Below are 25396 nucleotides of genomic sequence, written 5' to 3'. Positions count from 1 at the left end.
TGGTACATCCTTCTGCCACAGCCATACCCGAGCCCCGCGCCGTCCAGCCTCTTCGCAGCGGCGGCCGCTTCCCGCAGGGGACCAGCCCTTTGAAAGGAGTGACAAGTGACGATCCGACGCGCAGTTCAGGAGTTGCTGGACGCAGGCCCCCTACCCTCCGAGGAGGCAAGCGAGGAAGAAATCGCTTCCGCGCAGCACCTCCTCGAGCAGATCGCCAAACCTGTATCCGGCGAAGAAGCACAGGCACTTACTGCAGCCTTCGGCTCCGACGACTGCTATGGACTCTCCTGGACCCTTCTGCATCTGATTGAAACTGCACCAAGCGCCCATAATGCCAACTACTCGCAAAATACGGACAATCCATGGGTGGAATTGCTGAACTCGCGCGTTGAGTTCGGCAAGGAGAATCGCGGGGTCTGACCTCCGGAACGACGGCCAATCATCAGCGTGGATGCTGTCGCCACGTGCCTCCGCCGACCCGTTGCCCGGCTGCTCATGTGAGCACCAGCGAGGGTATCCTGGCTCTCCGACCGTGTGTTGGCCTGAGGGTCACTGTCGGTCATTCTCGGTCCGCGTCAATACGCAGCAGCGAGGATGTCCTCGCTCAGCGAGCCACCGGAGGTCACCGCGTCATGGCCCAGCGGCCCCCGCGACTGCCTGTTCCGCCGCCCAATCCGTACGGGGCGCATCCGGGCGCTGGGTGGGCGCCGCCTGGTGGGGGGCGGAAGAGGGAGGTCACCGCAGGGCGGGTGACCGGGGTGTGTGTGGCGGCCCTGCTGCTGGTCGTGTACGTGGTGATACCGGCCGTTCAGTCGCTCCGTTGAGCCGTCGGACAGGGCAGGCGAACGGCGCGACGGCGAGTGCGAGGACAACAGATGTGGAAGCGGGGGGCGGCCGAAGGGGCCGCGGGGGAAGCAGGACCGACGCGGGTGGCGGAGCCGTGGCAGGCGCCCAGCGTGGTGGAGCAGCAGCTCTACGAGGCGAAGACACGGCACGACTGGGCCGCGTACCTGGACGTGCTGGCCGGCGAATATCTGTACCGCCTCGCCTCCCGCCCCTGGCTGGACGCCAATCCTGGCCGTATCCCGGCCCGGCTGCAGCCGGTCTGGCGCCCGGAGGTGCAGGGCTGGTGCGCCGCCGTGTACACGGAGGCCATGCTGCCCGCGCCGATCGACGACCCGGTCTTCATCTCGGAGAGCCTGGACGCGTACGCCCGCAGCTGGTCGCCGCAGGATCCGCCGTGGCTGGCGGTGAACCCGGGCTCGCCGTGTGAGGCGTACTTCCCGGCCAGCCAGTCGCTGTGCGCGCTGTGGCAGCAGCACGCCGACCGCGTCGACCACGTCTGCCAGCACGGCACGCTGCGCACCCTCTGGGTCGGCGGCCCGCGCACCGGCCCGGTCGCACGGGGGCTCGCCTGTGGGGCGCTGCTGTGTGTGAACAACGGCCACTACTGGAACTCCCTCGGCCATGGACACGGTTACAACGACGAGCGGCGAGCGCTCGACCGCTGGTGGGGCGTGACCACACGCGAGAAGTGGCAGCAGTACCAGGAGGAGCTGCTGACCAACGAGATGAGCAGCCCGGTGTGGGAGTTCGCCCTCGGCCTGCGGCACAGCCTGGCGCAGGATTTCGGCGGCCAAGTGGAGACGGCCCACTGGCGGCAGGCCGCGGAGCGGGTGCTGCGCAAGCGGGTCGCGACGGCCACGATCGAGCTGACGCCGGACGGTGTGACGCGTACCGAGGGCCCCTCCGAGGAGGAGGTGGAGTGGCAGATCGACGGCGTGAAGCGGCTGATCGGCCGCATCACCCGGTACGAGGCCCGGTTCCGCGCGGACGGACTGCTGCCCGAGGGGCGGTTCGTCCGCTCGGTCGCGGCCTGGGACTACGGCCGCGCCTCCAACATGGCCCGCTTCGGACTGGGCGCCCGCTTCTGCTCCTTGGAGGAGGCGGAGGCGGCCGTCCTTCGCGCCGGGCGGGTCAGCACGGTCAGCTACCGCTCGTGGGAGGACTTCTCCGCCGCGTACATCCTCGGCCGCTGCCTCCACTTCGACGAGGAGGAGTTCGGCTCCTGGTACGAGGAGATGCTGACCGCGCACCGCGTGCTGACGACCGACCCCGAGAGCCCCTGGCTCACGCTTCCCTTCCGCGCCGGGGACAGCGGCTGAGAGACCTGGGGGCCGGCCACTCGCGCCTCAGCGGAGGCGCGAGTGCCGGATGCCGTAGCCGAAGTAGACGGCGAGGCCCGCGGCCATCCAGGCGGCGAAGCAGACCCAGGTGACGGCCGGAAGGCTGACCATCATCCAGACGCAGAACCCGAAGCCGAGCAGCGGCGTGAGGGGGAAGAGTGCCACCCGGAAGGACCGGTTCATGGTGGGCCGGGTCCGGCGCAGGATGATGACGGCGATGTTGACCAGGGCGAAGGCGAAGAGCGTGCCGATGCTGGTGGCGTTGGCGAGTTCGCCGAGCGGGATGGTGGCGGCGAGGATGCCGCAGAAGGCGGAGACGAGCAGCGTGTTGGCGCGCGGCGTCCCGGTCCGCTCGTTCACCTTGGCGAACACCTTCGGTACGAGGCCGTCCCGGGACATGGCGAACAGGATGCGGGTCTGGCCGTAGAGGACGGCGAAGACGACGCTGGCGATGGCGACGACGGCTCCCGCGGCCAGTACGACGCTCCACAGGCCCATGCCGGTGACGTCCTTCATGATCCGGGCCAGCGCGGCGTCGGTGCCCTCGAAGTCCTGCCAGGGCATGGCGCCGACGGCGACGAGCGCGACCACGCAGTAGAGCACGGTGACGATCAGCAGCGACAGCATGATGGCCCGGGGCAGGTCCCGCTTCGGGTTCTTCGCCTCCTCGCCCGCGGTGGATGCGGCGTCGAAGCCGATGTAGGAGAAGAAGAGGGTGGCGGCCGCGGCGCTGACGCCGGTGACCCCCAGCGGGGCGAGCGGCGCGTAGTTGCCGGCCTTGATGCCGAAGAAGCCGATGCCGCAGAAGAGCAGCAGGGTCACGATCTTGATGACGACCATGGCGGTGTTGATCCGGGCGCTCTCCTTGGCGCCGCCCATCAGGAAGACCATCGCCAGCAGGATCACCGCGAGCGCGGGCAGATTGACGAAGCCGCCCTCGCCCAGCGGCGCGGAGACCGCTTCGGGGATGGTCACGCCGAGGGTGCCGTGCAGGAGTTCGTCGAGGTACTCACCCCAGCCGACGGCGACGGCCGCCACGGAGATGCCGTACTCCAATACGAGACACCAGCCGCAGATCCAGGCGACGAGTTCGCCCATGGTCGCGTAGGCGTACGAGTACGAGGAACCGGAGACCGGGATGGAGCCGGCCAGCTCGGCGTAGGACAGGGCGGAGAAGAGAGCGGTCAGACCGGCGAGGACGAAGGAGATCGAGACGGCGGGACCGGCGAGCGGGGTGGCTTCGCCGAGTACGACGAAGATTCCGGTGCCCAGCGTGGCGCCGATGCTGATCATTGTCAGCTGCCACATGGACAGGGAGCGGCGCAGCGCACCGCCCGCGCCCTGCCCGCCCTCGGCGACCAGCCGTTCGACGGGCTTGCGCCGCATCAGCCGACTGCCGCCGCGCGCTGCCCCGGCACCCGGGTGGCTAATGGCCGGGTCAGCGCCGGAGCTGTGTGGAGAGCTCGGCGGGGACGGGGGCTCGGCCGAGGGCGGCGCTGTGCTGTGTTCCGGCGGCATCGGCGGCATGTCGGGCTCCTTGTCACGGCGGTGGGTGGGCGGGGCCCAGGACGGCGACTCCCCGTCCGCTTACCTGACAAAGCACATGCAGCGTCATCCCGTGCGGGGTGGACCCGTGCACCGGTGGGGGTTGCCGAGCTGGCGGTCACCGCCACTCCTGGCACGGGGCATGAGCCTACGAGTCCGCAGCTCACGACAGGAATGCATGCCTGTTGCGCATCACCGGAAGATCGTTGCGCACTTGAGCACTCGAACGGGGAAACGTTGCGCGACGTTGCCCGGATGGCGCCCCCGGCAGCTGGGAACCCACGGTGACCTCCCGGCCGGCTGGGCCGACCACAACCACGGAACGGCATGGGACCCTTTCCCCATGCGGAATCAGTCCCTACCGGTGCTTCTCTACGACGGCGACTGCGGCTTCTGCACGTCGGCGGTCCACTTCGCCGAACGGCGCGTACGGCCCCGGTGCACGTACGAGCCCTGGCAGTTCGCCGACCCCGCCGACCTCGCAGCCCTCGGCGTCACACGGGAGCGCGCCGAGCACGAGGTGCTGTGGGTGACGCCTGCCGGGGCGGTGTACGGCGGCGCGCAGGCCGTCGCCAAAGCGCTGCTCAGCGCGGCGGGCGGCGCCTGGCCGGTGCTGGGCGCCGTACTGACCCTGCCGCCCTTTCGCTGGGCCGCGCACGTGGGCTACCGCGTGATCGCCGCCAACCGCCACCGCCTCCCGGGCGGTACGGCGGCGTGCGCGGTCGCCCGCTCACACTCGGCTAGTTGATGGCCTGGATCTCCTGAACGGTGACGTCCTGCTCGCCCCCGAACTCGCCGGTCGGCAGATCGCCACCCGCCCCCTCGCTCCCCTCCCACGAAGCCTTCCACGTAAGAGTGGACCGCAAGGTGTAACCACTCCCGCCCTGCGTAGCGCGCAGATACGTCACCCCGCACGGCGGCGCCTTCTTCCCGCTCCCCTTCTTGTACGGGCTGCCGATGCTGCCGTCGCCCTTGATCCCGCACTCGCCGGACGACGGGTGCAGCGTGGCGTTCTCGGTCCCCGGACTCAGCTTCAGCGCATCCGGCTCCACCGTCGTCCGAGCCCAGATCTCCTCACCCCCACCCAGATCCACAGACGCCCTCACCGACAACGGCCTGTACTTCCCCTTGTCCAGCCACACCCACGTCGGCAAATTCACCGTCTGCTCGCCGTCCGGATTCAGCTTCACCCGCGTCCCCGGCACCGTTACCTGCGCATACGCCAGCTTCGAGAGAATCTCCGGACTGATCGCATTCTCCACATCCGGCCGCTCACCGTTCTTCACCCAGAACGGCAACCTCGTACACGACTCTCGCCGCGCCGCATCCTTCTCCGCCGGATTCGGCACCGCCGCCCAGAACTTCCCCTCACCCTGCTTGTCGAGGTTGAAGTTCTTGTAGTCGCCCTTTGAATACTTGTGCCGGATATCAGTGTCCACCTCCTGCTTGCGTCCACCGTTGTTGGGAGCCTTCCCCGTCAACGAGTACGGCGACGCATCCACCTTCTCCTTGAGCTCCTCCGGCGAATACGTCGGCGCATACCAACACGGAGGCGGCGCCCAATCCCCACCGGGCACCGCCAGGTTCCCACCCCCGCCACCACTCCCACCGGAACCATTGCCGGAGTAGCTGATTTTGCGGCTACCTCCAGCTCCGGCGGTGGCCTTCCGGTCCTGCACGCTACCGAAAGCAGTCTTCGAGAAGTCATCTTTCGCGTACGCGGAATGAGCGGCCCCCAGGACGCTCGCCCCACAGACCGCAGACACCAGCAAACCGCGCGCGGTCAGCTTTCGCACAGCCGCTTCCCCTCCCCCTTGAATTCCAAAGACCGGGCCTTCCAGACCTGCCGGGGCTTCTCCGGCTTCTGCATTACCAGTGCGATACGTAGATAATCCTCGTCGCTCTCTTTGGTCCGCCGCACCTTTCCGGTCTTGATCTCCTTACTGAAAAACTCCCTCTGGTTCATGCAGAAGGAGACCTCGACCAGCTTCGAGTCGACGACGTCACCGATCTTGGCGTGGGAGAAGCGCTCCGTTCCGGTCACCGTGTAGCCGGCCTTGGTATCGAGCTTGATCTTCTTGGTCGCAGCCTCTTCGGCTGTCTGCAAAGGGACCACGTGCTGCGCCAACACGGGGTCCTTGGGATCCTGCTTCACCGAGCCGTGATTCATTGCCCGCATATAGTCGGCCGCCCCGTCGAGTGCAGCGGCCTTGTCAGGGTCCGAGGGCTGCTCCCAGTCGAAGACCATTTTGAGGTCATCCGGCAGCTTGATATCGGACGTACGGAAGTCGGGCTCTTTCGACTTCGAGTCGTCCTCGCTCTCACCAGGGCCGGGCTGCGACGACTTCTTACCCGCATCATCGGCGCCCTCGATCTTGCGGCTCTTCCCATCCCCGTCACCCCCACCGCACCCGGCGAGAAGCAGCGCAGCGGCAACCGTGGCGGCGGCCAACGAGACGGCGGGGCGGCGGGTGAGGTGCACGGCGAGCTCCCAGTAGCGTCAGGTGACTGTCGTGCACCTGACGGTAGCAGCGCCCCCAACACCCCATCGAGCAAGTTCAGTAGAGCTGCCCACCCACCCCTCAACGCCCACCGCTGCGGCTACGCTCGTTCACCTCGCGCAGCCGCGCGCTCAACTCCCTTGCCCGCTGGGACTGAGCGAGCTTTCCCACAGCTCGCAGCGCACGCCGCTCCTTCACGGTCGCCACCCGTACGGCTGACACATGAGTACGCCATGCCCGCCTCCCCGGGCGCGTCAACGTCAGCCACGCACCATGCATGCTCATCACGATCGCGGGCTGCTGCCGCGTGATGTCGTACACCGGCTCCCCGCGCCTCACCGCACGCCCTCGATGTCCGTACCGTGCGTCCGCGCGAGGTGCCCGCGCCACAGAACCCGCACGTCCACGGCCCGACTCGCGTCCCGATCCCGCTCCGCCACCTCGTGCTGCCGTGCGTACCGCTCGCAGTCCCCGCACCCCGGCACCGGGCGAGGCGGCCGGAGAACGGGGAACTCAGGAAGGTCGTCGTAGGAGCCGTGCTCAACTGCCGTGCGCATAGGGGCCTCTGGTCGCTCGCGAATTTTCCGTATCGGGGACGAGCATCACGCAGTACGGATACGCTCACCAGGAGTAGCGATGTGCGAGCGAACGAAGGAACAAGACCCATGCCCGCACCCCGAGAACTCGACCCCACCTACTCCGTAGCCGCCTACCTGGGCCACAAGATCCGCCGCGAACGCGAACAGCGCGACTGGACGCAGCAGGCCCTCGCCGCGAAGGTCTTCATCTCCCGCGTCCGTGTCGCCAAGATCGAGCTGGGCACCGACCCCCCGAACCCGAGTCTGGCCTCCCGCTTCGACAAGGTGCTGGGCTTCGAGGACGACTTGGCGAACCTCGCGAGGGCGCTGCTGAACGCCCAGGTTCGCGACTATGCCAAGGCGTTTCTCGCCCGCCAGCTCGAAGCCTCCGCCATGCATGACTTCTCGATCGTCGTTCCTGGGCTTCTCCAGACGGAGGAGTACGCCCGCGCGCTGCTGCTCGCAGGGCAGGCCGGAGACCCCGCCGAGGCCGACCGCCATGCGGAGCGCCGGGTCGCCCGCCAGGAAGTCTGGACCCGCGAGCGGCCGCCGTGGATGTGGGCCGTCCTCGACGCGGCAGTGCTGCGCCGCGCCACCGGCGGCCGGGCGACGATGCACAGTCAGCTGACGAAGCTCCGGGAGATGTGCGAGCGCCCCAACATCAATGTGCAGATCCTCCCCGAGAACACCACCATGATCCCGGGCTCCGTCGCCCTCCTCACCCTGCCGAACGGCGATCGAGGGGCGTACACAGAGGGCTTCGTAACAGGCGCCTACACCGAAGAACCGAGCAGGGTCGAGCGCTTCCAGCGGGTCTATGATCGGTTGCACGCCGACGCGTTGAGCGCGTGCGCTTCCATGGAACTGATCGAAAAGGCCATCGAGGGATTCGCATGATCGACCTGACTGCCGCCGCGTGGCGTAAATCCAGCTACAGCGGTGCGGACGCCGACAACTGCGTCGAGATCGCCGACAACATCCCCGGCGCCGTACCCGTCCGGGACTCGAAGGTCCCGGACGGCCCGGTGCTGGTCTTCAAGAACACCACCTGGGCGTCCTTCGTGCAGCGTGTGCGCGCGCGCTGACCAGGAGCGGCGAGCAACCACCCGCACGCACCGCACGCCCCTACGGCTCTCACCTCCACACGACCGATACGGCCGACCTGGCACGCCTGGACTCGGTCGGCCGTGAGGGCGGAAGCGCGTAAATTTTCGATCACTTACGGAAGTTGCCGATCAGCGGCACCGTAAGTCCGCTATGTGCGTCTAAGTTGGGCAACAAGACGGCCCCCGAGCGGTGCAGCAACACCGCATCGAGGGCCTACACCGCCAAGTGGATGAGGCCCACTCACGATGCCCAACGATGTTAACGCGCCCACGCGCGCGCCCTTCCTCCAAACCCCGGAATCCCTCATCGACAACGTAGGGATCACCCCCACAGCGCTCCGCCTCCTCCAGGCTCTGGCAAAGCTCCCGCCGCGCAACGCCCGCAACAGCGACACAGTCGCCAAGTCCCTCCGTATGGGCAAGGACCGTACGAACGCCGCGCGCAAAGTCCTCCGCGAACAGGGCCACTGGCACGCCCGCAAGCGCCAGAACCCGCGCGGGGAGATCCGCGACCAGCGCCTCGCCTCCCTCGCCCCGCTCCGTACCCGTACGGAGATCGAGACGGGATGGGCAGCGGCCGAGGAAGCGGCACGGCTCGGCAAGGACACGGCCGAATCACGCAGGCTGGGCGTACGCATCGTCAACTCTGCGGAGTGGCTTCCACGGCCCGAGCCACATACGCGGGCCCCGGAACCGGCCGCCGGTTCACCCGCTCCCCGCCCCACCCGGCGACGCCCCCAAGGGGACAAGACATCGAACGAACACCACACCCCCCACCCGTCCCCCAAGATCCGAGAAGCAGAGGCCACAGCGGCACGGGAGGAAGACCTGGGCCTGGGAGCGCTGACCGGCCCACTGGCCAGTTACGCCCAGCGCGCGGAACGGCTGCTCCTGCAACTGCGCCGTACGGCACCCGAGCTGGTTCTCACCCACTCCGAGGCCCGTGAACTGGCGCAGGTCGCAGGGCACTATCTGCTGCGCGGCGAAGAAGCGGAAACCCTGCGCACCGTCCTCACTCACGGTCTGCCACCTGAGGGTGTTCGGTGTCCCCGGGAGTTCGCCCGCCACCGCCTGCTGCGCTACCTGCCGCCCGTGCCGGACTGCCCGACGCCCACGGCGGTGGTCCGCTCCTCCCCCGGCCGAGCCCACCCCGCAGCCGGCGACCGTTCGGACCGTCCGGGCGGCCCCGCGCACCGCATCCGCCAAGGCCACGGCTGGCGCGCCGTCCTGGCCGACGCCGCACGCCAGCCGGGCCCAGGAGTCCCGGCTCAGACACCAGCCGCAGACCAGCAGTCGGTTGGCATCAGCTGCCCAAGCCACCCGCGAAGGGCGTCGTCTGCCAGTGGTCGACAGCGGGATTGAGGTACTCCGCCAGTTCGGGAAGCTGCGGGACCAGGGTGAGGGTGGCGATGACCCGCAGCATGCCCAGGGCGTTGACGAAGGCGAGCAGCTCCTCGTCGAGCGGTCTCGTGCCGTTGCGCTGTGCGCCGCGGTTGTAGGCGGCTTCGTACTCGGGTCCGAGAGCGGCCAGGTCCCACTCGACGGGCCCCAGCGTGACCAGTTCGAAGTCGGCGTAGAGGTCGCCGTCCACCGCGTTGAAGATGTTCGCGGGCGGGGAGTCGCCGTGGATGGGCTGGAGGTCGATGCCGGGGAACCGGGCCTCGAAGGCGCTGCGTGAGCGTACGAGGGGTTCGAGGAGCTGCCATTCGCGGCGGGCACGGTCGAGCTCGGCCGCTCCGATCAGGTCGGGATGCTGGTCGAGCCGGGCGAGGCTGTCCGCGACGAACTCCGGGTCGGCAGCGGACAGGAATTCCAGGCGGCCCGGGTAGGCGCGCAGTGCCGCGTGCAGGTCGGCGACGCTCTCGGCGTTCGCGACGTAGTCGGGTTCCTTGCCCCGGGCCTCCTCGACGAACGGCCAGAACGTCATCGAGAACCCGCCGCGCTGCACGGGTTCGCGCGGCACGAGCGGGCTGGGCGCGATCACGGGGACTCCCTGGTCTGCGAGCCACCGTGTGACATCCAGCTCGTCCTGCTGGCGGCGCGCGAGGGCGGCCAGGTCGTCCGTGCGGGGCAGGACGGTGGGAATCCGGGCCACGACCGGCGAGGGGGCGAGGTGGACGACGACCGAGAAGAGGTCGTGGAGCACTGTGGGCTCGGTGACGGTCAGGCCGAGCCCACGCCCAGCCGTGACGGCTGCCTCAGCGGCGGCGGAGGTGCGGTCGGCACGCTGTTGTGGTGTCAGGAAGGTGGTCATGGATCATCCCTTGTTCAGTGGGTTGATGGATGTGAAACGGTTCGGGGCAGGGGGAGCCGGTCCGGGTCAGCGCCTGCGGCCGGCGTGCAGTTCCAGCTGCTCGGCTTCGAAGCGCGCACGGAAGTCGCGATCGTGCGAGACCGCGACCTCCGCCCCTGGGTACGCCGCGAGGGCTGCCTGAAGGTCCTCGACCAGGTCGAGTGCGAGGTGGTTGGCTGGCTTGTCGAGGACGAGGAGGTCCGCGGGCTGGGTCACCAGGGTCGCGACCTGCAGCCGCCGTTGCTGTCCCACGGACAGGGCGGCGACTGGGACGTGCAGGTCCTGTTCGCGGAACAAGCCCAGGGACAGGAGCTGTTCGGCGTACTCGTCCGGCAGCCCGGGCCGCCCGGCAGCGAACGCGGCGAGCAGCTGCAGCCGCGCGGCGTGCGGGGGCAGTTCCTGGGCGAGGTAGCCGATCCGGGCGGGCGGCGTACCGTGCCCGGACTCAGACGAAGAAGAGGAAGGCCATGGCCTCACCATAGCAAGACGAACCGTCTCGCCTCAATTCGCGCGGGACACGAAATCCGTGATCCGCAGCGCGCCCCGCTCGTCCGGGGACGGTGCGGCACGGGCAGCCACTCATCGGTGCTCTGCGCTCGGCGGAAGGTGCCGTACGGACTGATGTTGGACCAGAACAGCGCGCCGGTCCTCGTCGGTCCTCGTCGGTCAGCTTCTTCGCCCACGCCGGTTCGGCCAGGTCCGCTGTACATTCGCGGCTGGTGTCTGCGCTAGGACTCCAGGGCCAGATGGAGTGACCACGCTGAAGAACCCACCCCATGGCGCGATGGCTAGTTGACGGCTTGGATCTCCTGGACGGTGACGTCCTGCTCGCCCCCGAACTCACCGTTCGGCAGGTCGTTGCCGCCACCGCCCTCGCTGCTCTCCCACGCGGCCTTCCAGGTGAGGGTGGACCTCAGCGTGTAGCTACCCCCGCCCTGCGTCGCCTTCCGATACGTCACCCCACACGGCGGAGCCTTCTTCCCGCTGCCCTTCTTGTACGGGCTGCCGATACTGCCGTCGTCCTTGATCCCGCACTCGCCGGAGGACGGGTGCAAAGTGGCGTTCTCCGTCCCCGGACTCAACCTGAGTGAATCCGGCTCGACCGTCGTCCTGGCCCAGATCTCCTCACCCCCGCCAAGATCCACCGACGCCTTCACCGACAGCGGCTTGTACCGGCCCTTGTCCAACCACACCCACGTCGGCAGATTCACCGTCTGCTTGCCATCCGGATTCAGCTTCACCCGCGTCTCGGGCACCGTGATCCGCGCATACGCCAGCTTGGAAAGGATCTCCGGACTGATCGCGTTCTCCACATCCGGCCGCTCACCGTTCTTCACCCAGAACGGCAACCTCGTACACGACTCACGCTTCGCCGCGTCCTCCTCATCCGGATTCGGCACCGCAGCCCAGAACTTGCCCTCGCCCTGCTTGTCGAGGTTGTAGTTGTCGTACTCCCCCTCCGAGTACAAGTGCCGAATGTCCCGGTCCACCTCCTCCTTGAGATACCGATTGTTCGGATCACGCCCCGTCAAGGAGTACGGCGACGCATCCACCTTCTCCTTGAGCTCCTCCGGCGAATACGTCGGCGCATACCAACACGGAGGCGGCGCCCAATCCCCCCTGGGCACCGCCAGATTCCCACCCCCGCCATTGCTCCCACCAGAACCGCTGCCGGAGTAGCTGATTTTGCGGCTACCTCCGGCCCCAGCAATCGCTTCGTTGTCCTTCCACGCTCCCTTTTGGAACTTCGCTCCCGCCTCATTGGGGTTTCCCCGGTCAGCCCATGCCGATGTAGCGTCCCCTAGGAGGGCCAGCAGGCATAGCCCTGAGATCAGCGCCGTCCTCGTCGTCAGCCTTTGCACTGCTTCACCGCCTTGCCCTCGAACTCGAAGGTGCGCGCCTTCCAGGGACGGTCTCCCTGATCAGGTTTCTGCATGACCAGGGTGTAGCGCATGTAGCTCGAAGCGCTCTCTTCGGTGCGCAGGACCTTCCCGCTCTTGACTTTCCGGTCGAAGAACTCGGACTGATCCACACAGAAGGCCACTTCGACGAGCTTCCCATCTACTACCTGCCCAATGTCTTCTCGGTAGTAGCGTTGCTTTCCGGTCGCCGTAACGCCGTCCTTGACGTCCATCTTGACAACCGTGGTTGCGAATTCCTGCGCGGATTGCAGCGGCACCACATGCTTAGCCAGCACCGGATCCTTCGAGTCTTGCTTCACCGTGCCGTGCACAAGGGCCCGCATGTAGTCCGCAGCACCATCCAGCGCTGCTGCCTTCTCGGGGTCCGACGGCTGGTCCCAGTCGAAGACGAGCTTCACGTCATCCGGCAGCTTGATGTCCGACGTGCGGAAGTCGGGCTCCTTCTTCTCGGAGCCCGACCCACTCTTCTCCGGGCCAGAGGACGACTTCTTGCCCGCATCGTCCGCGCCCTCGATCTTGCCGCTCTTCCCATCACCGTCATCACCACCACCGCACCCGGCGAGAAGCAGCGCAGCGGCAACCGTGGCGGCGGCCAACGAGACGGCGGGGCGGCGGGTGAGGTGCACGGCGAGCTCCCAGTAGCGTCAGGTGACTGTCGTGCACCTGACGGTAGCAGCGCCCCCAACACCCCATCGAGCAAGTTCAGTAGAGAAGGGAGAGGTGCGAGACGAGAGGGCAACACACAGCACACCGCCGCCTCACCCGTACGGAGTACGGGTGAGGCGGCGGTGTGGTGACAGGCGCGGCGCGTGGTGCACGTCATACGCGCCGGTCGCGCGTGCGCGGGGGCGCTGAGCTCGAACGCGTGGGGGCTACTTCTTGTCGCCGCCCTTGCCGTCCTTGCCGTTCTTGTCCCCGCCGGGACCCATCGTCTCGTAGATCTCCTTGCACATCGGGCAGACCGGGTACTTCTTCGGGTCGCGACCCGGGACCCAGACCTTCCCGCAGAGCGCGACGACGGGCGTGCCGTCCATCGCGCTCGCCATGATCTTGTCCTTCTGGACATAGTGGGCGAACCGCTCGTGATCGCCATCACCGTGCGACGTCTGCGGGGTCGGTTCGACGAGTGTGCCGGTGCCCGCCCCGCGCTCGGGCTCAAGAGTGCTCATGCAGTCCAAGGGTACTCATGCGACCGGAACACGTCAGGCATGGGCCGTGGCCCGCGTCACCCGTCGGCGGCCCCGTGCGCAACCGTGTTCGGACCCGCCGACGCCCCGCAGTGCGGGGCCGTACGGCCCTCAGTTCAGCGAGGGGTCGTCCGGGTACGTCGCGACCAGCGCCAACTCACTGCGCTGCCGACGCAGTACGGACCGCCACAGACGCTCCGGTGCCGGGGAGGAGACGTCGCCGGGCTCCGAGTCGACGACGTACCACGCGCCCTCCGACAGCTCTTTCTCCAGCTGCCCCGGACCCCAGCCCGAGTACCCGGCGAAGATCCGGAGCGAACCCAGCTCGGCGGCGAGCAGTTCGGGCGGGGCCTCCAGGTCGACAAGGCCGATGGCCCCGTGCACCCGGCGCCAGCCCAGTGGGCCGTCCGTGTCGAGGACGGTGTCGGTTCCCAGGTCGGCGTCGGACTCGGCACCGGCGTCCGCGTCGCCGCTGTCGGCGGCCGCCTCGGCGTCACCGACGGCCGCGCCCTCCCCCGGGCCGTCCTTCCGGCCCGGGGCGCTCCCGCGCCGGGCGGCGTCCGGCCCGGCCGCCTCCGCACCGCCCTGTCCCGGAGCCCCGGTCGTTCCCGTCGTTCCGGTCGTTCCCGTCGTTCCGGCGGTGCCAGTGGCGCCGGTGGTGCCAGCGGCTCCCGTGGCGCCCCCGACTCCCGGCTCGGCGGCCGGGGCACCGGCTCCCTCGTCGCCGCTCGTCCGGGCTTCCGATCGGGCGCCCCGCGAAGCATCCCCGGGCTCGCCCCGGCCGGCGCGTTCCGCGCGCCCCTCACGCCCGGCGCGCTCCTCATCCTCGGCGCGCTCCTCACCCCGCCCCGTCGGCTCCGTCGGGCCATCGGCCGGGGGAGTTCTCTTCCGGCCGGACGCAGGCCCGGATGGTTGGCCGGGCGTATGTCCGGATCCGCGGCCTGGGGTACGGCTGGTGTCACCGTCGGTGCGGTCACCTCTGCCGGAGGGGACCACGGCGACGCCCAGTGCGGCGTCCAGCGAGACGGGGCCACCCTGGAAGACGACGCCGGGCTCGCCGGTGAGCGCGGCCCACGGCTCCAGGATGTCGCTGACGTCCACCGGGGTGGGACGGTTGAGGACCACGCCCAGTGAGCCCTCCTCGTCATGGTCGAGGAGGAGCACCACAGCGCGGTCGAAGTTCGGATCGGCCAGCACCGGTGTGGCGACGAGCAGTCGTCCGGTGAGCGAGGACACCTCGGTCATACGCCAATGATCCCGCACCTGCGCCGTTTACGGGACCCAATGGCCGGATCGAGGGCACCGCTGACCGGGTCGCGGGCCCCCTGGTGCCCCATCGGCAGGCCACCGGCAGCCCATCAGCAGCCCACCGACCTCCCGGCGCCCTCCCACCGGTGACCCATCGCACGGCGCCCAGGGCGAAACCGGCCCTTATCACCCCACGACTGGTGATATCCGAGTCACCCTCTGTGTTATTGCTGACCTGTGACAGTCACCGACCCCCCTCGGGCTTGGGTAGGCACCGGACGGGGCCATTACGCTTGCCTGTTGTCCCATCCCGTCTCGCGGAATCGCGGAGATCCATGACCGACAGCCCAGCCGACGTACTCCTCGTCCACGGTGGCGCCCCGCTCGAGGGCGAGATCCGTGTCCGGGGTGCGAAGAACCTCGTCCCCAAGGCCATGGTCGCCGCGCTGCTGGGCAGTGAACCGAGCCGACTGCGCAACGTGCCGGACATCCGCGATGTCCGCGTCGTCCGCGGGCTGCTCCAACTGCACGGCGTCACGGTGCGTACCGGGGACGAGTCCGGCGAGCTGGTGCTCGATCCCTCCCACGTGGAGAGCGCCAACGTCGCGGACATCGACGCGCACGCGGGTTCTTCGCGTATCCCGATCCTGTTCTGCGGGCCGCTGCTGCACCGGCTCGGGCACGCCTTCATCCCGGGTCTGGGCGGCTGTGACATCGGCGGCCGTCCGGTGGACTTCCACTTCGACGTGCTGCGGAAGTTCGGCGCGACGATCGAGAAGCGCGCCGACGGGCAGTACCTGGAGGCCCCGCAGCGGCTGCGTGGCACCAAGATACGGCTGCCGTACCCGTCGGTCGGCTCGACGGAGCAGGTGCTGCTGACGGCGGTGCTGGCCGAGGGCGTGACCGAGCTGTCGAACGCCGCGGTCGAACCGGAGATCGAGGACCTGATCTGCGTCCTGCAGAAAATGGGCGCGATCATCTCGATGGACACCGACCGTACGATCCGCATCACCGGCGTCGACAAGCTTGGCGGCTACACCCACCGTGCGCTGCCCGACCGGCTGGAGGCCGCGTCCTGGGCGAGCGCGGCGCTGGCCACCGAGGGCAGCGTTTTCGTACGCGGCGCCGAGCAGAAGTCGATGATCGCGTTCCTGAACACCTTCCGGAAGGTGGGGGGCGCGTTCGAGATCGGCGACGAGGGCATCCGCTTCTGGCACCCGGGCGGCCCGCTGAACGCCATCGCGCTGGAGACGGACGTCCACCCCGGCTTCCAGACGGACTGGCAGCAGCCGCTGGTGGTGGCGCTGACGCAGGCGTCGGGGCTGTCGATCGTGCACGAGACGGTGTACGAGTCGCGCCTCGGTTTCACCTCGGCGCTCAACCAGATGGGTGCGCACATCCAGCTCTACCGCGAGTGCCTGGGCGGCATGCCGTGCCGCTTCGGGCAGCGCAACTTCCTGCACTCGGCGGTGGTTTCCGGGCCGACCAGGCTCCAGGGCAGCGACCTGGTCATTCCGGACCTGCGCGGCGGCTTCTCGTATCTGATCGCCGCGCTGGCCGCGCAGGGCACGTCCCGGGTGCACGGCATCGATCTGATCAACCGGGGCTATGAGAACTTCCAGCAGAAGCTGGTCGACCTCGGCGCGAAGGTGGACCGCCCGTAGGGCCGGGGAGGGACCGTCCGTAGGGCCGGGGAGGGGGCTGCGCTTGCCGGCCCCCTCCCCGGGCCCGTGGGATCAGTCCTCCACCAGTACGGGCTGCTCTTGCGGGGTGAGCGTGCAGCGCGCTCCCGGCGTCAGAGCCTCCGCCTCCCAACTCGGCAGGTCGACCTTGGCCTCGGCGCCCGAGTCGGTGGTCACCAGGAGGCGGGTGGTGCCACCCAGGAAGGTGGCCACGCGGACGGTCGCCGCCTCGCCCTCCCCGTCCGTACCGGTACGCACCCTCAGGCCCTCCGGCCGCACCAGCACATCGACCTCGCAACCGACACCAGGGCACTCCCCGTGCACCGGCACCCGCCGCCCCAGCACCTCGACGGTCCCGCCCTCACACACGACACCCGGCAGCCGGTTCATCGTGCCGACGAACTCCGCGACGAACGGCGTCGCGGGCCGCTCGTAGAGCTCGCTGGGAGAGGCGCACTGCTCCAGGCGGCCCTCCTTCATCACCGCGACGCGGTCGGCCATCGAGAGGGCCTCTTCCTGGTCGTGGGTGACGAAGACGGTGGTGATGCCCAGCTCCAGCTGGAGGCGGCGGATCTCCTCACGGAGTTGCAGCCGCACCTTGGCGTCGAGCGCTGAGAGCGGCTCGTCCAGCAGCAGGATGCGGGGGCGGATGGCCAGCGCGCGGGCGAGCGCCACGCGCTGCTGCTGGCCGCCGGAGAGCTGGTGCGGGTAGTGCTTCTCGCGCCCGGGCAGCCCCACCAGCTCCAGCAGTTCGGTGGCGCGTGCCGCCCGTTCCGCCTTGGGCACCTTGCGCACGCGCAGCCCGTAGGCGACGTTCTCGGCCGCTGTCATGGTGGGGAAGAGGCTGTAGGACTGGAAGACCATGCCGATGTCGCGCCGGTTGGCGGGTACGGCGGTCAGGTCCTCGCCGCCGATGAGGAGTTCTCCCGTATCGGCCGTCTCGAATCCGGCGATGATGCGCAGCGCCGTCGTCTTGCCGCACCCGGACGGGCCGAGCAAGGCGACCAGTTCGCCGGGGGCGATGTCCAGGTCGAGCCCGTCGAGCGCGGTGGTGGCGCCGAAGGAGCGCCGCAGTCCGCGCAGCCGCAGCCCGACGCCGCCTTCCGCGCCGGGGCCTGCTGACGCCGGTTCCACGGAGGTGGTCCCCGCCTGCTTCGCGGTCGTAGCGGTGGTGGTCATACGGTCGGCTTCCTCCTGTCGGCGCGGGCGCGCGTCCGCCCGCCGGCGAGGTTGGTGAGCAGGAGCAGCAGCCCCCAGGTGATGAGCAGGCTGAGCATGGCTGCGGCGACGGACAGTTGGGCCTCGTACTCGCCCACGTGCACCATCCACACGGAGAACGGTTCGAAGCCGAGCACGTTCGCCACGGTGAACTCCCCCAGCACCATCGCCAGGCTCAGTACGGAGCCGCTGACGATGGCGGGCCGCAGGTTGGGCACCACCACGCGGCACAGCGTGGTCCGCCGGGTGGCGCCGAGGCTGCGGGAGGCTTCCACCAGGGTCTTCAGGTCGACGGCGCGCAGTCCGCCGTCCAGCGAGCGGTAGAGGAACGGCAGCGACATGACGGTGTAGACGAGGACGAGCACGAGCGGGAAGCTCTTGTCGTGCAGCGCCTGGAAGGTGCCCCACAGCGGGGTGGTGCGCAGGTCGTCCTCCCAGGAGAGCACCGTGCTGACGCCCGCGACGAGGGCGATCGGCGGCACGATGAGCGGCACCATGCACAGCACTTCGACCACCCGGCGCAGCCTGGGCAGCCGCAGGGTGACCACGACCATGGTCGGCACCATCAGTGCCAGGCCGAGTGCGACGGTGGCCAGGCCGAGCCGTACGGACAGGCCGAGGCTGGTGGCCATGCCGTCGTCGCGCAGCCCCTTGGCGTAGGCGCCGAAGGTGAGGCCCTTGGCGGGGTCGTCGACGGTGAACCAGAGCGAGGCGGCGACGGGGACGAGGAAGTAGAGCGCGGCCAGCAGCAGCACGAGGATGCTGCCGTACGGCCGCTTGCGCGCGGTACGCGGCACAGCGGTACGCGAAACAGCGGTCAGCCCAGCCATCGGTTGCTCCGTCGTTGCAGCGGGATCTGTACGGCCATCACGAGCAGCGCGATCACCACCATGTTGAGGCTCATGGCCAGGGCCAGGTTCTCCTGGCCGACCAGGACGTTGCCGGACAGCGCGTTGGCGATCTGGATGGTGATCAGCGGCACCGAACTGCCGGTCATCACAGCGGCGGTGGCGTGCGAGGCGAAGGCGGTGCCGAACATCAGCACAGCGCCGCCCAGCAGCGAGGGCATCAGCACGGGCAGTCCCACATGGCGCCAGAACTGCGCCTTGGTCGCACCGCAGGAGGCGGCGGCCTCCCGCCACTGTGCCCGGATGCCGTCCAGCGCGGGCAGGATGGTGACGACCATCAGCGGCACCATGAAGTAGAGGTAGGCCAGCACCAGTCCGGTGAAGGTGTAGAGGCTGAAGCCGGTGCTCTTGAGGTGCAGCAGCCGCGTCACCGTTCCCGTCGTGCCGAGGGTGGCGATGAAGGCGAAGGCGAGCGGTGCGCCGCTGAAGTTGGCGAAGACGCCGGAGGCGGAGACGACGGCCTTGCGCAGCGCGCCGCTCCGCGCTCCCAGCAGCGCCTGCGCGATGACGGTGCCCAGGACGGTGGCCAGTACGGCGCTGAGCAGCGAGAGTTTCACGCTGCCCGCCAGCCCTGTGGCGTATGCGCCGGTGAGCGAGTGCCGCACGTTGTCGATGCTGTAGTGGCTCGCGCCGGTCGCGGGGTCGATGACGGTGAACGCGTTGTAGGCCAGCGTGCAGGCGGGCAGGCCGAAGCAGACGGCCATGAAGGCGAAGAACGGTACGACGGCGGGCCAGTGCCGGCGCGGCGCGCCGCGGCCCGCGCGGCGCCGGGTCACCGACGGCGCGGGCTGCGGCTGTTCTTCCGTTGCGGTGGCGCCGTCCCGGGCCGGCGCTTGGGACGTCACAGCCATCAGCTGACCGCCGCGCCCCAGCCCTCGCTGATGACCTTCTGTGCCTTGGCCTCCTGCGCCGGGGTGGGGAACTTCGGGGTGCCGTCGACCTCGGGGAGCTTGGCCGCCGCCTTCTTGTCGGCGGTGCCGTCCTTGGTCATCTTCTCCAGCAGCGCGGGTCGCGAGTAGCCCTTGAGCCAGATGTTCTGGCCTTCGGGGCTGTAGAGGAACTCCAGCCACAGCCGGGCCGCGGCCGGGTGGGGGGCGTACTTGTTGACGCCCTGGTTGTAGTACTGCGAGTACTGGCCGTCCTCGGGCACGTTGACCTTCCAGTCGACGCCCTTGGACTTCAGTTCCTCGCCATAGCCGAGGTTGAGGTAGTCCCAGTCGATCGAGATGGGCGTCTCGCCCTTCTGGATCGTGGCCTTGGTGGACTCGACGGGCACGTAGTTGCCGGCCTTCTTCAGCTTCTTGAAGAAGTCGAGGCCCGGCTTGACGTCGTCGAAGCCGCCGCCGTTGGCGAGCGAGGCGGCGATGACGGAGGAGAAGGCCGAGGAGGACTCGGTGGGGTTGCCGTTGAGGGCGACCTTGTTCTTGTACCGCGGATCGAGCAGGTCCTTGAAGGACTTGGGACACACCTTGACGGCCTTGGCGTCGCAGCCGATGGAGATGTAGCCGCCGTAGTTGTTCATGAAGGAGCCGTCGGGCTGCTTCTGCGTGTCGGGGATCGCGTCCCAGCCCTTGACCTTGTAGGGCGCGAGCAGCTTCTTGGCCTTGGCCTGCTGCATGAACGCGGTGCCCAGGTCGAGGGCGTCGACGGCGCGGTCCTGGCCCTTGCGCTTGGCGGCGGCGTTCAGCGCGCCCTGGCTGCTGCCGCCGGGGTCCTCGTTGTGGACCTCGATGCCGTACTTCTTCTCGAAGGTTTTGATCATCTGGCCGTAGTTGGCCCAGGTCGGCGCGAGGGCGTAGACGTTGAGCTCGCCCTCCTTCTTCGCCGCCGCCACCAGCTTGTCCATACCGCCGAGGTCCGCGGCCGAGCGGGCCTTGCCGGCCTTGCTGTCGGAGCCCTGTGCGGGGGCGGAACCGCAGCCGGTGGCCACGGCGGAGAGGGTGACGGCCGCTGCTGCCGCGGCCAGCAGGCGGCTCCGGTGACTCCGGTGACTCCGGCGGCTCCGACGGCTGTGATGGTCTGCCTTCACGTGTCTACTCCTGGGGTTCGCGCCCGTCACCTGTATGGACAAGCTCGATTCATTGAGCCAGGGCAAGCTAACAGCACCCAGCCGGTGCCGCAAAGCCGGGAGACCGCTCAAATGCCCAGCTCAAAGCGTTATTTGCGAACAGGTTTAGCGATGTTCACCGTGGATACAAGTAACCGACCGGGCTGCCGAGTGTGCGCACCGCTGCGCACAGATGGCATGATCGGGCGGAGCCCGCGCAGCCGTAGCGCAGCACTTCGAGGAGCCGCCCCATGCCCGAGCCCGCCCGCCACGAGCGGATCGCCGACGAGCTGCGCCGCGCCATCGCCGAGGGGCACTATCCGGTCGGGGCCACCCTCCCCTCCGAGGCCGAACTCGCCACCGCGCACGGCGCCTCACGCGGCACCGTGCGACAGGCCGTCTCCGCGCTGCTGGCCGAGGGCCTCATCGGCTCCCGGCAGGGCGCACGCCGCGTCGTCCTGTCGACCACGCCCAGCCAGAGCTTCACCGAGCTGCGCAGCTTCGCCCAGTGGGCCCGCGCGGGCGGCCGTACGGCGGGCGGACTGGTGGTCTCGGCATCCTGGGACCCGGCGCGCGCCGAGGAGGCCGGACTGCTGCAGGTGCGGCACGGCTCCCCGGTGCTGCGGGTGCTGCGGGTGCGCACCCTCGACGAGGAGCCGGTGCTGCTGGAGCGCACCGTCTACGCCGAGTGGATCGGGACCGCCGTCGAGGCGCTGCCGGCCGACTGCGAGTCCGTCACCCAGCGGCTCTACGACGACACCGGGCTCGTCTTCGCACACGGCGAGCACCACATCGACGCCGTGGCCGCCGGTACGGCCGACGCCGAGCACCTGCGGGTACGCCGGGGCAGCCCGCTGCTGCGCGTACGGCGTACGACCACCACGGCCGACGGCCGCCCCGTGGAGACCTCCGACGACCGCTACCGGCCCGGCTCCGTCGTCTTCACCGTCCGCAACTCCACCCAGACCAACCCGCTGGCGCGCACCCGCGCGTGAGCGGCCGCCGCCCGCGCTGCACCCACCCACCGACGAAAGTACGAGCCCGCATTGCCCACCCCCCTGCCCTCGCCCTCGTCCCCCTCACCGTCGCCGTCGCCCTCGTCGGCCCCGACCCCCTCGCCGACGCCCGGCATCCGGCCCGAGGGCGCGTCCTCGCTGCCCGCCGCGCTGCTCTGCGACATGGACGGCACCCTGGTCGACACCGAACGCGACTGGCTGGCGACGCTGGCCGAGCTGCTGGCCGAGCACGGCGCGGCCGCCGACGAGACCGCGCTCGCGCCCTTCGCCGGGCTGCCGCTGGACGGCGCGGCCGAGCTGGTAGCCCGCAGGTCCGGGCTGGCCGCCCACGCGGCCAGGGACCGGCTGGACGCCTCCTTCACGGCGCGGGTCCGCGCCGGGGTGACGGTGCAGCCCGGGGCGCTCGCGCTGCTCGACAGCGCGCGGCGGCTGGGCGTCCCTGTGGCACTTGTCACGGCCTCCGAGCGGCCCATCGCCGACCTGGTACTGGCCACCCTGGGGCCGCACCGCTTCACCTGCTCGGTCGCCCACGGCGAGACCCCGCGCGGCAAACCGCACCCGGACCCGTACCTGGCCGCTGCACGCCTCCTGGGCGTCCCCGCGACGGCGTGCCTGGCCCTGGAGGACACCCCCACCGGCGCCGCCTCGGCACGTGCCGCGGGCTGCCGGGTGGTCGCCGTACCCACCGTGGACGGCATCCAGGAGGCCCCGGGCACCCTCCTGCTGCGCTCCCTGAGGGACGTCGATCTGCGGGCACTCCCGCTGTCCTTCGAGGGCGCGACCTAGTCCGCTGGGCCTCGGCTGCGGGTGCGGCGCCGGTGACCTCGGCGGTCCGGGTTGTCCAAATGGCCCGGGGGGCGCCTGACCTCGCCGAACCACAGGTGCGGCGCGTACGTCCTCACGGCGCTGCTCACCTCACTGTGCCGCCAGGTGAGGGGTATCCGGTAGCGCATCGGGGGCAGCCCGGGCGGAAGGTGCATCGCGGCGTGCACGACGGGGGCTTCCTCGCGGACGAGGGGCCACAGCAGCGGGTGGTCGCGGTCGATGGCGTCCCGGGGGAGGAGCTCCAGGGTGTAGGCGTGCGCCCGGCCGCTCTTGCTGTGCCAGATCCCGGCCGCGGCCAGTGACTGCCACGGTATGAGGACCGAACCCGGTTCGTCGCGCCACCACACACCCGCCGCGTCCACCACCAGCACCTGATGACGGGCCCGCCACCCGTTCACGAACACGTACACCCCGAACGGCCCGATGAGCAGCTCCAGGGCGAGGAGGACGAAGTGGCCGGGCTCGGCACCCTGCCCTCCTGTCCTGGCCAGGAGAAAGACTGTGCCGAACAGGAGAAGGGCGAAGACGGAGAGCAGGACGGTCGCCCCCCACACTGCCGTCCACAGCTTGCTGCGGCCGAGACGCAGGACCGTGGCGCTGGGCGGGGAGTGCTGCGGGTGCTGGGGTTCGATGCTCATGGGCAGCCATTCTCATCCCACCGCCCGCGGCGCCCGCGTGCGGGCACGCAGACGAAGAGGGGCGGCCCCTGCTTGTGGGGCCGCCCCTCTTCTGCTGCTTCAGAGCTTCTGCTGCTTCAGAGCTTCAGGTCTCCAGGGCTTGCTTACTTGCCCTTCGCCGCTTCCTTGAGCTTGGAGCCCGCCGAAACCTTGACGCTGTACCCGGCCGGGATCTGGATCGGGTCACCGGTCTGCGGGTTGCGCGCGGTGCGCGCCGCCCGGTGGGTGCGCTCGAAGGTGAGGAAGCCGGGGATGGTGACCTTCTCGTCGCCCTTGGCGACGACCTCGCCGACGGTCTCGGCGAACGCCGACAGGATCGCGTCGGCGTCCTTGCGGGTCACCTCGGCACGCTCGGACAGAGCGGCCACCAGCTCACTGCGGTTCATAATTCGTACTCCCGTGTTCTTCTTGCCGATGAGGCGTGCCACGCGGCAGAGCCGCATATCAGACACAGCGAAGCCGATGCTGCCAGGGCCCTCCGACAGTCCCCGGACCCGGGTCCGCCTTCGGGCCCGCGCGCCCCGTGGGGATATCCCCTGGACAAGGTCCGGATCGGGGTCGCCCCCTCGGACAAAGTCCTTGGGGATGCATCCTGCCCCTACCTGCGGCGGGAAAGCCAATCCGGCGTCATCCGGCGTCCTCGCGCGGTGCTGCCCGCAACACTAGAGGGCCCGCCCGAGTGAACCCCCACCCGACTCGCCGGGGCGGAGCCCCGGCACCCCTGCCGCGCGTACGGCCCGCGCCTGCTTGCGCCGCTCGTGGGCAATCGTTCCGCAGGCGTGGGGGTACCTCCCGGCCGGAGGCCGGGGGAGCAGACTGCCCAAGCGCAACAGGGGACGCAGCCCCAAGCACGGGCCAGGGGGCGCGGCCCCTCACGCTTGGGCGGCCGGCTCCTTGGTGGCGGCTTTGCCCTCGCCTTCGGCGAGCGCCGCATTGCGGACCGCACCAGCAACAGCGCCGGAGACCTTCTCGTTGAAGACCGACGGGATGATGTAGTTCGGGTTCAACTCGTCCTCCCCCACCACATCGGCCAGCGCCCGCGCAGCGGCCAGCATCATCGCGTCGTCCACCGTCCGCGACTGCGCGTCCAGGAGCCCCCGGAAGACGCCGGGGAAGACCAACACGTTGTTGATCTGGTTCGGGAAGTCGGACCGTCCGGTGGCCACCACCGACGCCGATTCGCGGGCCGCGGCGGGGTCGACCTCGGGGTCGGGGTTGGCGAGCGCGAACACGATGGCGCCCTCGGCCATCTTCGCGATGTCGCTGCCGTCCAGCACGTTGGGCGCGGAGACGCCGATGAACACGTCGGCGCCGACCACGACCTCCTTGAGGGTGCCGGTGTGGCCTTCGGGGTTGGTGTTGTCGGCGACCCACCGCATCGGGGAGTCCTCGTCGGCGTCGGCGAGGTCCTTTCGGCCCGCGTGGACGACGCCATGGATGTCGGCGACGACGGCGTGCTTGACACCGGCTTCCAGCAGCAGCTTGAGGATGGCCGTACCGGCGGCGCCGGCCCCGGACATCACCACGCGGACGTCCTCGATCCGCTTGTCCACCACGCGCAGCGCGTTGTAGAGCGCCGAGAGCACGACGATGGCGGTTCCGTGCTGGTCGTCGTGGAAGACGGGGATGTCGACGGCCTCCCGCAGCCGGGCCTCGATCTCGAAGCAGCGGGGTGCGGAGATGTCCTCCAGATTGATGCCGGCGAAGCCGGGCGCCAGCGCCTTGACGACCTCGACGATGGTGTCGGTGTCCTGGGTGTCCAGGCAGATCGGCCAGGCGTCGATCCCGGCGAAGCGCTTGAAGAGGGCCGCCTTGCCCTCCATGACGGGCAGTGCGGCCTGCGGGCCGATGTTGCCCAGGCCCAGGACGGCGGAGCCGTCGGTGACGACGGCGACGCTGTTGCGCTTGATCGTCAGGCGGCGCGCGTCCTCGGGGTGTTCGGCGATCTGCGTGCAGACGCGCGCCACACCGGGCGTGTAGATCATCGACAGGTCGTCGCGGTTGCGAATGGGGTGTTTGGCGGACATCTCGATCTTGCCGCCCAGGTGCATCAGGAAGGTCCGGTCGGAGACCTTGCCGATGGTGACGCCCTCGATGGTGCGGAGCTGGTCCACGATCTCGTCGGCGTGCGCGGTGGAGCTGGCCGCGATCGTCACGTCGATCCGCAGCCGTTCGTGGCCCGACGCCGTCACGTCGAGGCCCGTGACAGAGCCGCCGGACGACTCCACGACCGTGGTGAGCTGACTGACCGCCGTCCCGCCTGCCGGGACCTCCAGGCGGACCGTCATCGAGTAGGAGACGCTTGGCGCCATTGCCGACTTCCCTCTGCTTTCCCTTGTCACGTTGTGCACGTGCGCACGCGTGGCCGCAGTTCTTACGGCCCACAACGTGTCACGTCAACAGATCGTCCCACCTACCCCCCGGTACGTGGTAACGCGTCCGCGTTTATGGAAAGCG

At 69.4% G+C, this 25396-nt stretch carries 23 protein-coding genes and 3 pseudogenes; 9 read left to right on the top strand and 17 right to left on the bottom strand.

Annotated elements, in window-relative coordinates; translation table 11 throughout:
• The first annotated feature begins 105 nt into the window (after nt 1–105).
• Together JW592_RS04745 and JW592_RS04740 are read left to right on the top strand one after the other, a co-directional pair.
• Nucleotides 106–420 (top strand): hypothetical protein, encoded by a 315-nt coding sequence (locus JW592_RS04745; RefSeq protein WP_209263597.1) that lies wholly within the window; start codon nt 106–108, stop codon nt 418–420.
• Nucleotides 421–875: 455 nt separating this feature from the next.
• Nucleotides 876–2165 (top strand): DUF1266 domain-containing protein, encoded by a 1290-nt coding sequence (locus tag JW592_RS04740; RefSeq protein WP_209263596.1) that lies wholly within the window; start codon nt 876–878, stop codon nt 2163–2165.
• Nucleotides 2166–2192: 27 nt separating this feature from the next.
• Here the strand turns inward: JW592_RS04740 and JW592_RS04735 are convergent, their stop codons facing one another.
• Complete coding sequence (locus JW592_RS04735; RefSeq protein WP_372446449.1) at nt 2193–3572, bottom strand: amino acid permease; 1380 nt, start codon at nt 3570–3572, stop codon at nt 2193–2195.
• Nucleotides 3573–4074: 502 nt separating this feature from the next.
• Between JW592_RS04735 and JW592_RS04730 the strand changes: the two genes are divergently transcribed.
• Nucleotides 4075–4479: a thiol-disulfide oxidoreductase DCC family protein gene (locus tag JW592_RS04730; protein ID WP_209263595.1), complete on the top strand. Its 405-nt coding sequence runs from the start codon at nt 4075–4077 to the stop codon at nt 4477–4479.
• On the opposite strand, the gene JW592_RS04725 is transcribed toward JW592_RS04730, so the two are convergent.
• Both JW592_RS04725 and JW592_RS04720 read right to left on the bottom strand, forming a co-directional pair.
• Nucleotides 4472–5527, bottom strand: a complete 1056-nt coding sequence (locus JW592_RS04725; RefSeq protein ID WP_307805288.1) for a hypothetical protein — start codon at nt 5525–5527, stop codon at nt 4472–4474. The two genes, JW592_RS04730 and JW592_RS04725, sit on opposite strands and share 8 nt — an antisense overlap.
• On the bottom strand, nt 5515–6213 hold the full coding sequence (locus tag JW592_RS04720) for a hypothetical protein (protein WP_209263594.1): 699 nt from the start codon (nt 6211–6213) through the stop codon (nt 5515–5517). The genes JW592_RS04725 and JW592_RS04720 overlap by 13 nt, the downstream gene beginning before the upstream one ends.
• 684 nt (nt 6214–6897) lie before the next feature.
• Here JW592_RS04720 and JW592_RS04715 point away from each other — a divergent pair.
• The 3 genes from JW592_RS04715 (at nt 6898) to JW592_RS04705 (ending at nt 9278) form a co-directional block, all read left to right on the top strand.
• Nucleotides 6898–7707, top strand: a complete 810-nt coding sequence (locus JW592_RS04715) for a helix-turn-helix domain-containing protein (protein WP_209263593.1) — start codon at nt 6898–6900, stop codon at nt 7705–7707.
• Complete coding sequence (locus JW592_RS04710; RefSeq protein WP_209263592.1) at nt 7704–7895, top strand: DUF397 domain-containing protein; 192 nt, start codon at nt 7704–7706, stop codon at nt 7893–7895. The genes JW592_RS04715 and JW592_RS04710 overlap by 4 nt, the downstream gene beginning before the upstream one ends.
• Nucleotides 7896–8162: 267 nt before the next feature.
• Nucleotides 8163–9278 (top strand): hypothetical protein, encoded by a 1116-nt coding sequence (locus JW592_RS04705; RefSeq protein WP_209263591.1) that lies wholly within the window; start codon nt 8163–8165, stop codon nt 9276–9278.
• Here the strand turns inward: JW592_RS04705 and JW592_RS04700 are convergent.
• From JW592_RS04700 to JW592_RS33675, 7 genes and pseudogenes are all read right to left on the bottom strand, one after another.
• Complete coding sequence (locus tag JW592_RS04700; RefSeq protein WP_209263590.1) at nt 9220–10170, bottom strand: aminoglycoside phosphotransferase/kinase family protein; 951 nt, start codon at nt 10168–10170, stop codon at nt 9220–9222. The two genes, JW592_RS04705 and JW592_RS04700, sit on opposite strands and share 59 nt — an antisense overlap.
• Nucleotides 10171–10236: 66 nt before the next feature.
• Nucleotides 10237–10641, bottom strand: a pseudogene (locus JW592_RS04695) (ATP-binding cassette domain-containing protein); the annotation flags it as partial.
• Between the two features lie 356 nt (nt 10642–10997).
• Nucleotides 10998–11762: a hypothetical protein gene (locus JW592_RS04690; protein WP_307805287.1), complete on the bottom strand. Its 765-nt coding sequence runs from the start codon at nt 11760–11762 to the stop codon at nt 10998–11000.
• Between the two features lie 296 nt (nt 11763–12058).
• Nucleotides 12059–12757 (bottom strand): hypothetical protein, encoded by a 699-nt coding sequence (locus JW592_RS04685; RefSeq protein WP_209263589.1) that lies wholly within the window; start codon nt 12755–12757, stop codon nt 12059–12061.
• Nucleotides 12758–13003: 246 nt separating this feature from the next.
• A complete protein-coding gene (locus tag JW592_RS04680) occupies nt 13004–13300 on the bottom strand; it encodes a DUF3039 domain-containing protein (protein ID WP_099881383.1) in 297 nt (98 codons plus the stop codon).
• A gap of 129 nt (nt 13301–13429) precedes the next feature.
• Nucleotides 13430–13726, bottom strand: a pseudogene (locus JW592_RS32490) (YqgE/AlgH family protein); the annotation flags it as partial.
• Between the two features lie 558 nt (nt 13727–14284).
• Nucleotides 14285–14563, bottom strand: a pseudogene (locus JW592_RS33675) (YqgE/AlgH family protein); the annotation flags it as partial.
• Nucleotides 14564–14901: 338 nt separating this feature from the next.
• Here JW592_RS33675 and murA point away from each other — a divergent pair.
• Nucleotides 14902–16230: a UDP-N-acetylglucosamine 1-carboxyvinyltransferase gene (murA, locus tag JW592_RS04670; protein ID WP_209263587.1), complete on the top strand. Its 1329-nt coding sequence runs from the start codon at nt 14902–14904 to the stop codon at nt 16228–16230.
• A gap of 72 nt (nt 16231–16302) precedes the next feature.
• Here murA and JW592_RS04665 read toward each other — a convergent pair whose 3' ends face one another.
• Genes JW592_RS04665 through JW592_RS04650 form a run of 4 tightly spaced genes read right to left on the bottom strand, consistent with a single transcriptional unit; the run spans nt 16303 to nt 20340 of the window.
• The gene (locus JW592_RS04665; RefSeq protein ID WP_209263586.1) at nt 16303–17427 is read right to left on the bottom strand and encodes an ABC transporter ATP-binding protein; all 1125 of its coding nucleotides are present in this window, start codon (nt 17425–17427) and stop codon (nt 16303–16305) included.
• Nucleotides 17424–18296, bottom strand: a complete 873-nt coding sequence (locus JW592_RS04660) for an ABC transporter permease (RefSeq protein ID WP_209263585.1) — start codon at nt 18294–18296, stop codon at nt 17424–17426. The genes JW592_RS04665 and JW592_RS04660 overlap by 4 nt, the downstream gene beginning before the upstream one ends.
• Nucleotides 18284–19225: an ABC transporter permease gene (locus JW592_RS04655; protein WP_209263584.1), complete on the bottom strand. Its 942-nt coding sequence runs from the start codon at nt 19223–19225 to the stop codon at nt 18284–18286. Before JW592_RS04655 ends, JW592_RS04660 begins: the two co-directional genes overlap by 13 nt.
• The gene (locus tag JW592_RS04650) at nt 19225–20340 is read right to left on the bottom strand and encodes an ABC transporter substrate-binding protein (RefSeq protein ID WP_209263795.1); all 1116 of its coding nucleotides are present in this window, start codon (nt 20338–20340) and stop codon (nt 19225–19227) included. The genes JW592_RS04655 and JW592_RS04650 overlap by 1 nt, the downstream gene beginning before the upstream one ends.
• Nucleotides 20341–20672: 332 nt before the next feature.
• On the opposite strand from JW592_RS04650, the gene JW592_RS04645 reads away from it, so the two are divergent.
• Together JW592_RS04645 and JW592_RS04640 are read left to right on the top strand one after the other, a co-directional pair.
• A complete protein-coding gene (locus tag JW592_RS04645) occupies nt 20673–21416 on the top strand; it encodes a GntR family transcriptional regulator (RefSeq protein ID WP_209263583.1) in 744 nt (247 codons plus the stop codon).
• Between the two features lie 51 nt (nt 21417–21467).
• Nucleotides 21468–22223, top strand: a complete 756-nt coding sequence (locus tag JW592_RS04640) for an HAD family hydrolase (RefSeq protein ID WP_229375198.1) — start codon at nt 21468–21470, stop codon at nt 22221–22223.
• Here JW592_RS04640 and JW592_RS04635 read toward each other — a convergent pair.
• The 3 genes from JW592_RS04635 to JW592_RS04625 form a co-directional block, all read right to left on the bottom strand.
• Nucleotides 22220–22900 (bottom strand): hypothetical protein, encoded by a 681-nt coding sequence (locus JW592_RS04635; RefSeq protein ID WP_209263582.1) that lies wholly within the window; start codon nt 22898–22900, stop codon nt 22220–22222. The two genes, JW592_RS04640 and JW592_RS04635, sit on opposite strands and share 4 nt — an antisense overlap.
• A gap of 143 nt (nt 22901–23043) precedes the next feature.
• Nucleotides 23044–23325, bottom strand: coding sequence for an HU family DNA-binding protein (locus JW592_RS04630; protein WP_016469244.1), 282 nt, complete (start codon nt 23323–23325; stop codon nt 23044–23046).
• A 486-nt stretch (nt 23326–23811) separates the two neighbouring features.
• The gene (locus JW592_RS04625) at nt 23812–25251 is read right to left on the bottom strand and encodes an NAD-dependent malic enzyme (RefSeq protein ID WP_209263581.1); all 1440 of its coding nucleotides are present in this window, start codon (nt 25249–25251) and stop codon (nt 23812–23814) included.
• Nucleotides 25252–25396: the final 145 nt, after the last annotated feature.

The sequence above is a fragment of the Streptomyces spirodelae genome, from assembly GCF_017676385.1.
GTDB classification, from domain to species: Bacteria; Actinomycetota; Actinomycetes; order Streptomycetales; family Streptomycetaceae; genus Streptomyces; species Streptomyces spirodelae.
The sequence above is the reverse complement of the archived record's forward strand: the minus strand, read 5'-3'. Positions and strand labels throughout refer to the sequence as shown.